The following is a 13113-nucleotide window of genomic DNA, read 5'->3' as shown; positions in this document are numbered from 1 at the left end:
TATCATAAACAAGATATTAATAAGAATCACTACATAATAGGAGATGAATATTTTGACTAAAAAAGGCTATATCCTTATGGAAAATGGAAATAAAATTGAATTTGAACTATATCCAAATGAAGCACCAGGCACAGTAGAAAATTTTGAAAAGCTAATAAACGAAAAATTCTACGATGGATTAACATTTCACCGTGTCATCCCAGGTTTTGTAAGCCAAGGTGGATGCCCTGTAGGAAATGGTACTGGTGGAGCAGGATACACAATCAAATGTGAAACTGACAATAATCCACATAAACATGTAGAGGGATCACTTTCTATGGCCCATGCAGGAAGAGATACTGGTAGCTGCCAATTCTTTATTGTACATGAACCACAACCACACTTGAATGGGGTCCATACAGTATTTGGCCAAGTTACTTCTGGTATTGAACATGCAAAGGCAATGAGAAATGGTGATGTAATGAAAGAAGTTAAGATTATTTCAGAATAAGTGAAAATTAATATAGGTAGAATTAGATGAATACAGTATTATTGATTTACTTAGTATTTATCGTTGCACCCATAAGTAACTTCATTCATGAGTTAGGTCATATGCTAGGTGCAAAGCTAGCAAGAGCGGATGATATTACCATATATGTTGGGCGAGGAAGAAGAATCTTTAGGTTGTTAACGCATCAAACTGACATTCAAGTTGGAATAGCTTTTTTCACCTCTGGCTTAACGGTAAGTAACAGAAAAAATGTTTATCGGCCTCATGAAATGATTTATATCACATTTTTAGGGCCATTATTAAATGCAATAATGGTATTCATCTTTTACCTTATTTATATGAACCTACCAAATACATTCATACTTTTTTTTATGTTATACAATGGTTGGCTATTTTTGGTTAATTGTATTCCTTTTAAAATAGGAAAACAGGAATCAGATGGCTATATTATTGTTAGAGAATTGTTTTCGAAAAATGTATACAAGTAGGTTGAAATTGTCAATAATAGTGAAGGATGAGAACTTTGAATCAACGAAAGAAAAATATCCTACTATTTGTTACATTACTATCAATAGGAATTATCTGGGGTTTTCTTTATTGGATCATTTTCGTTTTTTAGTAGGGAAAAGTATATCAATCTTTTCTGTTTGTAGAATAAAAACTTATTCGTTAAAAATATGTAAATACAAGTTTTTTTAAACATAATTTGACAAATATAGATTAATAGGACAATAATATAGTACAAACTCCAATTTAAAAGTAAACTATTAGATAAAAGTTATTCATGTTATGAGGGGTATTTATGTTAAATCGCTATAAAAAAAATTCGGAAAAGATTGCAATGGGTTTACTGTCTTTTATGCCTGAAGAAAAAGATGTGAAAAAATTGCAGACTACGATAAAAGAGTATGAGGCTAATTCAAATTGGCATCTTTATCTATGGAAAGAAGCTGATGACGTTATTGGTGCAATCGGATTACGAGTTGATGGTGATAAAGCAATTATTCAACATATTTCCGTAAATCCTTCACATAGGAATATCGGCATTGGTAAAAAAAATGATTCAAGAAATAACTAAACTTTATGGTTCGAATTATAAGATAATTGCTCAGGAGCCAATACAGAGTTTTTATGAGCATTACGTTCATGAAAGTAATCTTGATGACTAGGGAATTCAGTAACAATAGAAATTAAGATTTCTAGACAGAACAAAACCAGCCCTACTTAAATGATAGGGCTGATTTTTATTACTGAGTTAGTCATTTTGTTGGATGAATTCAATTGTAATTAAATTCTATATTATAACCAAGCAGCTCCAACAATGATTAATAAAATAAACAATACTACAATTAAAGCAAATCCTCCACCAGCATTATATCCTGCACCCATTAAAATTCCTCCTTTAACTTAATTAGCATAAATGTTTGGGTAACATTTATCTTACGTTATTAACTTATGTAGGTGGCTACCCCATTGTATAGGCGTTTAAAACAGGTTATTATAAATTTATCAAAATAATGTTCTAAGGAAAGGGTCGAAATGTATTATGGGTCAAGCATATCAAGTAAAAATCGATACATTTGAAGGTCCGCTTGATTTATTATTACATTTAATTAATCATTATGAGATCGATATTTATGACATACCTGTCTCTCAAATTACAGAACAATATATGAATTACATTCATACGATGCAGCATCTGGAGCTCAATATTGCTAGCGAATATCTTGTAATGGCAGCAACATTACTTGCGATTAAAAGCCAAATGCTTTTACCGAAACAAGAACTTGAGGTAGAAGATGATGAATACATGGAAGACCCTAGGGAAGAATTAATGCAGCGACTCATTGAATATAGAAAATTTAAAGAAGCTGCAGAAACCTTCAAGGAAAAGGAATTAGAGGCACATCAAACCTATACTAGGCCTCCTGTTATATTTGATAATCTAAATATTGAAAAGGTTGTTGTGCAAGGGGATATTTCTATTTATGATATGCTAGGTGCTCTATCTAGAATGATGGAAAGAAAGAAATGGAAAGAACCATTAGATACAACTATACAAAGAGCAGAAATTCCAATTGAAGAACGTATGGAAGAAGTTTTAGGTGCAGTTAAATTAGCAAAGAAAAACGGTATCTCTTTTGATGAATTATTTACAGAACGTACCAAATCCCATATTGTAATTACATTCATGGCGCTTCTAGAATTAATTAAGATTCATCAAGTATCGTGTAAACAGACAAAGCATTTTGATACATTATATGTATATTATTCAGGGGATGAAAATTAGAATGAAGAATGTAAAAGCCATTTTAGAAGGGCTATTATTTGCTTGCGGAGATGATGGAATTAGCATTAAGGAACTAGCTAAAATCATGGAAATTTCAGAGAAAGCTGTGGAGCATTTAATAGAAGAATTGAAATATGATTATGAACATGCAAGTCGTGGTATTATCATAATGGAATCTAATGATGTATATCATCTAACAACTAAACCAGAGCATAGTGAATATTATAAAAGACTTGTAGAAGAACCACAGTCCTCTAGAATGTCTCAGGCTGCATTAGAAACACTTGCAATCATTGCGTATAGACAACCAATTACCCGTTCAGAAATTGATGAAGTTCGTGGTGTCAAAAGTGACCGTCCGGTACAAACATTAATTGCGCGATCACTTATTGAAGAAGTTGGACGTAGAGAAGGCGTTGGACGTCCTGTACTTTTTGGGACAAGTAAGGACTTTTTGACTTATTTTGGATTAACATCTATCGAAGAACTTCCTCCGCTACCTGACAATTTTGATGAAGATGAGATAGAGGATGAAGCTGACTTATTCTTTGATCGCTTCAACCAACTAGAAGAACCAAATCATTAATTCATTTAGCAATTATATACGATTATTCTAAAACTCCTACCATGTAGGGGTTTTTTGTTTGTCCATCATGATTATATCTATCCTTGGCTAATACGCAATTAATCTTCTGAATACAGTATAATGGTAGTCGATTTCAGTTAACAACTTGACTAGATGGGAATAGTTAATTTGTTCTGTTTACAAAAAAGGTTGTACGATTTACTCATATCGATTTACGTTCCGCATAAAATGTACAGAAATGATTTTTCGTAGGTTAAGGGACTGTATAAACCTCAATTCAATTTTGAAGAAACTGGCAAGTGTTTTTATGTGGATTAGCTGGTCCTAATAGCTTCATTAGTTCAACTAATGTTGATACCTACAACTTACTGATTGAAGTTTCACATTATGGGAGGACAAACAATGCGTTTTCTTACTAAAACTCTAATTGCTATATTAGTTTTTACCTTTTCATTGCCAATTATTGGACATGCTGAACCAGGAGTATCTGCTAGCAATGCTGTGTTAATAGAGCAATCTACAGGCAGAATTTTATTTGAAAAGAATGCACATGAGAAATCAAATATAGCAAGTATAACGAAAATCATGACTGCTATTATTGCCATTGAATCGGGGAAGATGGAAGAAATGGCAACTGCAAGTGAAAAAGCCGTATATACAGAAGGCTCATCGATTTATTTAAAGCAAGGTGAAAAAATGAAGCTTGAAGACCTCGTATATGGTCTAATGCTACGATCGGGAAATGATTCTGCAGTTACAATTGCGGAGCATGTGGGCGGAAGTGAAGAGGGTTTTGTCTATCTAATGAATGAAAAAGCAAAATGGCTTAGTATGTCAAATACGCACTTTGATAATCCACATGGGTTAGATTCTGATACACACTATTCATCAGCATATGATATGGCATTATTAATGCGATATGCTATGCAAAATGAAAAATTCCAACAAATTACCGGTGCCAAATCCTTTAAATCTGAATCTAGAGAATATAGTTGGAAAAATAAAAACAAATTATTAACCGTGTATTATCAATATTGCACCGGTGGTAAAACAGGTTTTACAAAGCAAACAGGAAGAACACTTGTTTCAACAGCTACAAAAGATGAAATGGATCTTATTGCTGTAACCTTAAATGCTGCTGACGATTGGCGCGACCATATGGAAATGTTTGAATGGGGTTTTGAACAATATGACATGGAGCGGATTGGTGGTCAAGGATTCATTGATATTGAATTAGGCACAAAAGAAAACATTCATGGGTTTATCCATGAAGATACTATGTATCCTTTGAAAGATGGAGAAGAAGGGGCGTTACGAAGCGAAATTAGTACTTTTGAACAGGCAAATCCCTGGGGAAATGAGAAAATAGTAGGCAAACAAATTTATTATTTGAATAATGAACCAATTAAAGAAATTGCAATATATGACGACGACAAACCGGAAGAAGCGTCCTTCCTTGATGATTTCATTTCAGTATTTAAGCAAATATTTAGGATGGGGTAATATGGTTAATTTAATCTGGGCTTTTATGGCAATTATTGGTATTGTTTATGCCATGTTCAATGGAACGATGGACGAGGTTAACAAAGCAATATTTGAGAGTGCGAATGAGGCAGTTACTTTATCAATTGGACTTATTAGTGTACTAGTATTTTGGCTTGGAATTATGAAAATTGCTGAAGAAGCAGGAATTTTAAGAGGATTAGCTAAAATATTTAGGCCAATTGTTGTCAAACTATTTCCGGAAATTCCAAAGGAACATCCAGCAATTGGCTATATACTTTCAAATATCACAGCAAACATGTTTGGTCTTGGAAATGCCGCAACACCTATGGGAATAAAAGCAATGGAACAAATGAAACAGTTAAGTGGAACGGATACTGCATCTAGGTCTATGATCACATTTCTTGCAATCAATACATCAAGTCTAACATTAATACCAACAACTGTTATTGCTATTCGTATGCAATATGATTCCTTGTCTCCAACAGAGATTGTTGGAACCACGATTCTTGCAACAATAATTGGAACTATGAGTGCGATAATCATTGATAGGATTTTCTATTATCAAAGTATACGGAGGAAGTAATATGATTTTCATTTCACAAGTAAGTTTGTGGATTATCCCATTATTTATCATGCTCGTTTTATTAGTTGGAACCTGGAAAAAGGTTCCTTCCTATGAATTGTTTGTTGAGGGAGGAAAAGAAGGGGTTAAAATGGCCTTTTCTTTACTTCCCTTTTTAGTAGGAATGATCGTGGCAATTTCCATTTTTCGAAGTTCAGGTGCGCTAGATGCTATCATTGGATTAATTTCACCTGTACTGCTGTTTTTTGGTGTGCCACCAGAAATTGTTCCATTGGCACTTATTAAACCTATTTCTGGTTCTGCAGCGCTCGGTGTGACAACAGAACTTATCTCTACACATGGGCCGGATTCTTTTATAGGTAGACTCGCCTCAACAATGCAGGGAAGTACAGATACAACGTTATATATATTAACCGTATACTTTGGAGCTGTTGGGATACGCAAAATGCGTTATGCACTTAAAGTTGGACTTTTAGCGGATTTAGTTGCTATAATAGCAGCAATTGTTATTGTTACATTAGTATTTGGTTAGAATATGATTAACAGACTATTATAACAAATGCATTTAGGTAGCGTTAACCAGAGGTTAACGCTATTATTATGATAAAATAAGTGTGAAATTGGTGATACAATGTCGAATACATATGAACGTTTACAAAAAGTAATTGCTAAAAGTGGTGTAACTTCAAGAAGAAAAGCAGAAAAGCTAATTATTGAAGGGAAAGTAAAAGTTAATAGTAAAGTTGTAACTGAATTAGGTACTAAGGTTGGTCCAGATGATAAAATTGAGGTGGAAGGAATTCAATTAGAAAAAGAGCCACCAGCTCATTATCTCTTATATAAACCTAGAGGAGTTATTTCCAGCGTAAAAGATGACAAAGGAAGAAAAGTTGTTACAGATTATTTCCCTGAAATAGAAGAACGCATATATCCAATTGGTAGATTAGATTATGATACATCAGGTATACTTTTGTTAACCAATGATGGAGAATTTGCTAATAGACTCATGCACCCGAAATATGGTGTTGAAAAGGTTTATGTAGCTAAAATTAAAGGAATACCTTCAAAAATGGAACTGTCCAGGCTTAAGAAGGGTATCAAAGATAAAAATGATATTTTAAAAGTAAACAATCATCATGTTATTTCAACTGATAAGAAGAAAAATACAACTATAATTGAATTAACCTTGAGAGAAGGAAAAAACAGACATGTTCGTCGAATGATGGAACAATTAGGTTATCCAGTATTAAAATTAAAACGAGAAAGATATGGAATGCTGACACTTGATGGTTTACGAGTTGGAGAATATCGTAAAATCACACCAAAAGAGGTAAAGCAGATGATAAACATATCTTCGCAAATTGTTGAAGATTAGACAAAATTTCATTGACCATAAAATGGTATAATTGGTCGGGGAGTGGTAAGTGTGAGTATTGAGCAAGCAAAAGAAATGAAAAAAAACAAAAGAAAAAATAGATTAATATTTCGTTCAGTCATCTTGGCATTGTTATTACTTGCGGTAGTTTACGCTCTGGTTACCAATATTACTGCAGATAAAACTATTTATAAAGCAGGAGACGTTGCACCAGATTTTCAATTAAACCAAGTTAATAACTATAATGAACTAGATACTGTTCGGTTAAGCGATTATGAAGGAAAAGGTGTTATGCTAAACTTCTGGGGTACTTGGTGTGAGCCATGTAAGGATGAAATGCCATATATGCAAGAACTTTACCCAGAGTATCAAGAAAAAGGTGTTGAAATTATCGCAGTTAGTCTTGATGCAACTGAATTTGTAGTCGATAAATTTATCGATCAGTATAACCTGACTTTTCCTATACCACACGATACAAAAGACCAGGTTCGTGACTTATATAAGATAGGTCCGATTCCAAGTACATTTTTTATTAGTCCCGAGGGAGAAATAGTTGAAATTGTAGAAGGTGCACTTACACTTGAAAGACTTGAGGGGTATCTACAACAAATTCAGCCAACTGAATCATAAATCGGAGAGGGATTTTCATGAAACATATTAAATGTGAATGCGGCCACGTGAATCCAGAGGGTACAGTCCTTTGTGAGGCATGTGGTAAACCTATTGAGGCAAATCAATATATAGATGGAAATGACAAAAAGAAATTATTAAATATGCGTTATGAAGGTAGTGCAAGAAGGTCAACTACATATAACAAGACAATTGTAGATAAGGTGTGGAATTTTTTCTCATCTGTTAAAGTTGCAGTTTGGTTAATTGTCATCGCATTGATTGCATCTGGTATCGGAACAATCTTTCCACTTGAGCAATACATACCTGCGGATGCCATTTCACGTGACCCAGCAATATTCTATGAAGAAACGTATGGTATATTTGGGAAAATCTTTTATCAATTAGGATTTCACAAATTATATAGTTCCTGGTGGTATTTAATACTTATTGCTTCTATTGGTGTTTCCTTAGTCATTTGTAGTATTGACCGTTTTGTACCTTTGTATAGAGCGTTAAAACGTCAGAAGGCAAAGCGTCATGTAACATTTATTAATAGACAGCGTTTGTACAGTTCAACAGAGACTGTTTCAAATGAAGAAATACAAGCAGTAAAAGAACATCTTGAAAAGAGCCGTTATCGTCTTAAAGAGGAAGATAATCATATAGTTGCAGAGAAAGGTAGATTTTCTAGATGGGGCCCATATGTTAACCATATTGGTCTTATCATCATTCTTATTGCAGCATTAATTAGGACAATTCCTTTCTTTTACATGGATGATTATGTTTGGGTTCGGGAAGGTGAACTACGAGTAGTTCCTGGAACAGACGGTGAGTATTATATCCAAAATCATGAATTTATCCTTGATACATATGCAGAAGATGATGAACGTTTTAAAGATGCCATTGCAAAACAGGGAATGATTATTCCAAGTAACTTCCAGACAAATGCCACCATTTATAAAGCCGGGGACGCTGAAGTAATTGGAGCTGAAGAAAATCTAGAAAAAATAGGTGACTTTCAAATTAGTATGAATCAACCAGCTAAGTTTGGAGGATATACCCTTTATCAGCAAGGATATCAATTAAATGAATTCTCCAAAATGAGCTTTAAAGTTTATGAAATGAATAATTCTGAAGCTGAAGCATTGGGTGAGTTTACAGTTGATTTATTTGATCCAAAGTCTGAATATGAACTTGAAAATGGTTTTAATGTAGAGGTTAAAGAATATTATCCTGATTATAGTTTGACTGAGAATGGTGTCACATCGAAAACTAATGACTCCAATAACCCTGCATTTATTTTTAATTTATACACTCCAGAGAATGACAATTATGAGACGAGTTTTGTTGGAGATGTAATTGGTTCTGCTGAGAACTTAGGTATTGATACATCTGTTGTTGAACTTAAACCAATGGCAGACGTAATTGGTACATTTGCAGCAACCGTGCCAGGTTCTGAAGATAATCAGTACAAAATATTAATAGATTCTATTCAATTTGATCGCACAAGTGGTCTTAGCATAAAGAAAGATTATACGTTACCTTTATTTGTACTTGGGGCAATTATTTTCATGATTGGTGTTATTCAAGGGATGTATTGGCAACACCGTAGAATTTGGATTCATCCAAAGAACAATGGCATCCTATTAGCAGGTCATACGAATAAGAACTGGTTTGGTCTTAAAAAGGATATTGAAAAGGCTATTGAGGGTACATCAATAAACATGGTAGAAGATCAAAAGGAAGATGAATAGGTCGTTTAAGGAGGACAACTCATGGAGGGGTTAACAGAAATAAGTAGTTCGATGCTATTTGCATCATTTATTCTCTACTTGGTTGCTACATTTTTTTTCGGATTTACAATTAAAGATAAAACAGCAGAGCGTAGAAAGTCTAGTATTGCAGGTTCGTTGGCTATAACGTTAACTATTATCGGTTTTATAACGCAAGTAATTTATTTTATTACTAGATGGATGGCTTCAGGTAATGCTCCAGTTAGTAATATGTTTGAATTTGTAACATTCTTAGGTATGTGTCTAGTGTTAGCATTTATTATCATTTGGTTTATTTACCGATTAAATATGCTAGGACTATTCGCATTGCCAATAGCAATTATATTCATTGCTTATGCAAGTGTATTTCCAACAGAAATACCACCACTTGTGCCATCTTTACAAAGCCATTGGTTATGGATTCATGTAACAACAGTTGCATTAGGTTCGGGTATTCTATTTATTAGCTTTGTTGCGGGTTTAATTTATTTAATCCATGGAGTAGACCAAAGTGTTCGTGATGTGCGTTCTATTTCTCTGGAAATTGTATTATATATCATCTTTTTAATTATTGGTTTTGTAGTTGTCTCTTCTGTATTTGGAGCAATGCATTATAATGCAACATTTGAATATGATTTAAATGGTAAGACAACACAAACAGAATATACTCTACCTGCGATAGTCGCACCGTATGAAGGAACCTTAGTAACGGATGGTGTAATGAAGCCATGGTTTGACACTCCAGAATGGATGCATGGTGCCGATGCAGGTAGGAAATTTAATAGTGTTATTTGGTCATTTATAGTTGGTACATTGATCTATGGAATAGCAAGATTAGTACTTAGAAAACGTATAGGTGCTACAATACAACCACTTCTTAAAAATGTAAAACCAGATTTAGTGGATGAAATTAATTACCGTTCCGTTGCAATTGGTTTTCCTGTATTCACATTAGGTGGATTGATTTTTGCCGCTATTTGGGCGCAGGAAGCATGGGGACGCTTCTGGGGTTGGGATCCAAAAGAGACATGGGCATTAATTACATGGTTCTTTTATGCAGCATACCTACACTTAAGACTATCTAGAGGCTGGCATGGTGAAAAGTCAGCATGGCTAGCAGTTATAGGATTTGGAATAATTCTATTTAACTTAATAGTAGTTAACCTGGTATTAGCAGGTTTACATTCTTATGCATAAAAGAAATATAAATTGGAGTATTTTATAAGTAATTTGGTATTCGTGCCGGATATGGCTAAAAGTCAATAAATTTTTTCTCTGAAAACATGACATTTTACGCACAAATGTCATGTTTTCTTATACAATTTAATTCGCTTGGTTTATACTTAAACTAACAAGTAGTATAAGGGGGAGCAAGCATGGAAACAAGAGTACTTGTTGTAGATGACGAAGAAAGAATCCGCCGACTAATACGCATGTATTTAGAACGGGAAGACTTTATTGTAGAAGAAGCCGAAAATGGTGCAGAAGGACTTAGTTTGGCACTAGAAAATAATTATGATGTTATTCTTTTAGATATTATGATGCCTGAAATGGATGGTATAGAAGTCTGTGAAGAGCTTCGTAAAGAAAAAAATACACCAGTAATCATGCTTACTGCAAAAGGTGAAGAAACAAACCGTGTGCAAGGATTTGAAGTTGGAACTGATGATTACATTGTTAAACCATTTAGTCCAAGGGAAGTTGTTCTTCGGGTAAAAGCATTATTGCGGAGAACAGGTGCATCCAATAATCAGGATGTAAATACACAAACAAGGGATTTATTAGTATTTCCACATTTAACTATTGATCATGATGCACATCGTGTTACTGCAGATGGAGAAGAAGTTGCATTAACTCCTAAAGAATACGAATTACTCTGTTACTTAGCAAAATCACCTGACAAAGTATTTAATCGTGAACAATTACTTAAAGATGTATGGCAATATGAATTCTTTGGTGACTTACGTACAGTAGATACCCATGTAAAACGGTTACGTGAAAAATTAAATAGCGTCTCCAAAAAAGCTGCTAAGATGATTGTTACCGTTTGGGGAGTTGGATATAAATTTGAGGTAGATGATGAATAATGTTTTGGCGTAGTGTAGTAGGGAAACTAGCAGTAACAATTTTATTGCTAGTTTCTTTTGTATTATTTTTATTAACGATATTTTTATTAGAGTTTTTTGAGAATTTTCACGTTCAAGAGGCTGAGGAAGATTTGTTACAAACAGCAACAAAGGTTTCTGTAATGGTAGAGAGTTATAATGATTCAGCATTAGTCTATGAAACAACCGAGCGAGTTAAAGATCCGGCTAGTAAAGTTATCATTAAGTATAATAATGGTGATATTTGGAGTTCGAAAACAGAAGATTTTCATTTATCGGATATAGATGAACAGTGGTTTATTGACCATTCTAATAGTTCAGAGGTCATTTCAGCAAACAAACCAATTAATAAACATCATGATATCTCTAATCAAGAACAAGGTATGATGTCAGTTGGAGTACCTGTTCCAAATACTGATGCAGCAGTATTTGTTTACCAATCACTTTCTATTGTTGATAAAACAAAGGCAGAAACAACCAAAATTATTTTAGGAGCAGCAGCTGTTTCGATAATACTTACTACTATTTTCGCATTCTTTTTATCAACACGTATAACCTCCCCATTAATTAAAATGCGAGAAGCAGCTTTTGATTTAACTAGGGGAGAGTTTAATACAAAGGTTCCGATTTTGACACATGATGAAATCGGTGAGTTAGCAATGGCATTCAACCATATGGGAAGACAACTAAAGTTCCATATAAATGCTTTGCGCCAAGAAAAAGAACAACTTTCGAGTATTGTAAATTCAATGGCTGATGGTGTGATTACACTAAGTCGAAGTGGTGATATTACTGCTACAAATTATCCGGCTGATATGCTTATTGAGGATTGGAATTTTGAAAAGAATATTTCAAATATAGATGGACCACGCAAGTTACCAAAGGAATTATATGAATTTCTTCAACAAGTAATTGAGGGCGAAAAAGAGGTTATGGAGGAAATAACAATACAAGGTAGAACTTGGGTAATGATTATGACTCCACTTTATGATCAATCGTATATTCGTGGGGCTGTTGCGGTAATACGTGATATGACGGAAGAACGAAGGTTAGATAAATTGCGTAAAGACTTTATTGCAAATGTATCTCATGAATTACGTACTCCGATTGCAATGTTACAAGGATATAGTGAAGCTATTGTAGACGACATAGCTGAAAGTAAAGAAGAAAAAAATGAACTAGCACAAATTATTTATGAAGAGTCTCTACGATTAAGTCGCTTGGTAAATGAACTTTTAGATTTAGCCAGTATGGAAGCTGGTCATTTAACACTAAATACAGAAAAAGTTCAAGTTATTCCATATGTAGAACGAATTTATCGGAAATTCAAAGGAATTGCTGAAGATAATAATATTGACTTAACTCTTACAAAAAATATTCAAGAAGAATTTGCTCATTTTGACCCAGATCGTATAGAACAAGTATTCACAAATCTTATTGATAATGCGATTCGGCATACGACTGAAAACGGATTTGTTAAAGTATTGGTTACTAATAATGAAAATGGATTTGCTGTTTCAGTGGAGGATAGTGGAAGCGGTATACCAGAAGAGGATTTACCATTTGTCTTCGAGCGCTTTTATAAAGCTGATAAGTCAAGGCTTAGAAACAAACAGGTTAAAGGAACGGGACTTGGTTTATCTATAGCAAAAAATATTATAACAGGGCATAAAGGTACTATTTCCGTGAAGAGTAAACTAAATATCGGTACTACATTTAACTTTATGTTACCAAGAGACCAAAATAAATAATCCTTGTTTTTTAATAATTGTGTGTTACTATATTTATTAGAAT

The 13113-nt window shown here is 33.8% G+C and carries 14 protein-coding genes and 1 pseudogene; 14 read left to right on the top strand and 1 reads right to left on the bottom strand.

The window, feature by feature from the left end:
• The first annotated feature begins 52 nt into the window (after window positions 1-52).
• The 3 genes and pseudogenes from K332_RS0105710 (at window position 53) to K332_RS21965 (ending at window position 1659) form a co-directional block, all read left to right on the top strand.
• The gene (locus K332_RS0105710) at window positions 53-490 is read left to right on the top strand and encodes a peptidylprolyl isomerase (protein WP_026906599.1); all 438 of its coding nucleotides are present in this window, start codon (window positions 53-55) and stop codon (window positions 488-490) included.
• A 26-nt stretch (window positions 491-516) separates the two neighbouring features.
• Window positions 517-978, top strand: a complete 462-nt coding sequence (locus K332_RS0105705; protein WP_026906598.1) for a site-2 protease family protein — start codon at window positions 517-519, stop codon at window positions 976-978.
• A 314-nt stretch (window positions 979-1292) separates the two neighbouring features.
• A pseudogene (locus K332_RS21965) lies at window positions 1293-1659 on the top strand (GNAT family N-acetyltransferase).
• A gap of 130 nt (window positions 1660-1789) precedes the next feature.
• Here K332_RS21965 and K332_RS23545 read toward each other — a convergent pair.
• Complete coding sequence (locus K332_RS23545) at window positions 1790-1879, bottom strand: YjcZ family sporulation protein (protein ID WP_084287759.1); 90 nt, start codon at window positions 1877-1879, stop codon at window positions 1790-1792.
• Between the two features lie 157 nt (window positions 1880-2036).
• On the opposite strand from K332_RS23545, the gene K332_RS0105690 reads away from it, so the two are divergent.
• The 11 genes from K332_RS0105690 (at window position 2037) to K332_RS0105640 (ending at window position 13070) form a co-directional block, all read left to right on the top strand.
• Entirely contained in the window at window positions 2037-2780 is a 744-nt protein-coding gene (locus tag K332_RS0105690) for a segregation/condensation protein A (RefSeq protein WP_026906597.1), read from the top strand.
• A complete protein-coding gene (gene scpB / locus K332_RS0105685; RefSeq protein WP_026906596.1) occupies window positions 2776-3366 on the top strand; it encodes an SMC-Scp complex subunit ScpB in 591 nt (196 codons plus the stop codon). Before K332_RS0105690 ends, scpB begins: the two co-directional genes overlap by 5 nt.
• Before the next feature lie 402 nt (window positions 3367-3768).
• Window positions 3769-4869: a D-alanyl-D-alanine carboxypeptidase family protein gene (locus K332_RS24670; protein WP_026906595.1), complete on the top strand. Its 1101-nt coding sequence runs from the start codon at window positions 3769-3771 to the stop codon at window positions 4867-4869.
• A 1-nt stretch (window position 4870) separates the two neighbouring features.
• Window positions 4871-5455 carry a nucleoside recognition domain-containing protein gene (locus tag K332_RS0105675; RefSeq protein ID WP_026906594.1) on the top strand — a complete coding sequence of 195 codons (585 nt, stop codon included), beginning with the start codon at window positions 4871-4873 and terminating at the stop codon, window positions 5453-5455.
• Window position 5456: 1 nt separating this feature from the next.
• Window positions 5457-5987, top strand: a complete 531-nt coding sequence (locus tag K332_RS0105670) for a spore maturation protein (protein ID WP_026906593.1) — start codon at window positions 5457-5459, stop codon at window positions 5985-5987.
• Between the two features lie 99 nt (window positions 5988-6086).
• On the top strand, window positions 6087-6830 hold the full coding sequence (locus K332_RS0105665; RefSeq protein ID WP_026906592.1) for a pseudouridine synthase: 744 nt from the start codon (window positions 6087-6089) through the stop codon (window positions 6828-6830).
• A gap of 51 nt (window positions 6831-6881) precedes the next feature.
• The gene (gene resA / locus K332_RS0105660; RefSeq protein ID WP_026906591.1) at window positions 6882-7460 is read left to right on the top strand and encodes a thiol-disulfide oxidoreductase ResA; all 579 of its coding nucleotides are present in this window, start codon (window positions 6882-6884) and stop codon (window positions 7458-7460) included.
• Between the two features lie 17 nt (window positions 7461-7477).
• Complete coding sequence (gene resB, locus K332_RS0105655; protein ID WP_026906590.1) at window positions 7478-9196, top strand: cytochrome c biogenesis protein ResB; 1719 nt, start codon at window positions 7478-7480, stop codon at window positions 9194-9196.
• Between the two features lie 21 nt (window positions 9197-9217).
• Window positions 9218-10411: a c-type cytochrome biogenesis protein CcsB gene (ccsB, locus tag K332_RS0105650; RefSeq protein WP_026906589.1), complete on the top strand. Its 1194-nt coding sequence runs from the start codon at window positions 9218-9220 to the stop codon at window positions 10409-10411.
• Between the two features lie 179 nt (window positions 10412-10590).
• Window positions 10591-11301 carry a response regulator transcription factor gene (locus K332_RS0105645; protein ID WP_026906588.1) on the top strand — a complete coding sequence of 237 codons (711 nt, stop codon included), beginning with the start codon at window positions 10591-10593 and terminating at the stop codon, window positions 11299-11301.
• The gene (locus K332_RS0105640; protein WP_026906587.1) at window positions 11301-13070 is read left to right on the top strand and encodes an ATP-binding protein; all 1770 of its coding nucleotides are present in this window, start codon (window positions 11301-11303) and stop codon (window positions 13068-13070) included. Before K332_RS0105645 ends, K332_RS0105640 begins: the two co-directional genes overlap by 1 nt.
• Window positions 13071-13113 lie beyond the last annotated feature (43 nt).

Origin of the sequence: Paucisalibacillus globulus DSM 18846, from assembly GCF_000482485.1 — a bacterium.
In the GTDB taxonomy this organism is placed as follows: Bacteria; Bacillota; Bacilli; order Bacillales; family Amphibacillaceae; genus Ornithinibacillus; species Ornithinibacillus globulus.
This window is presented reverse-complemented; position numbering and strand designations above follow the sequence as displayed.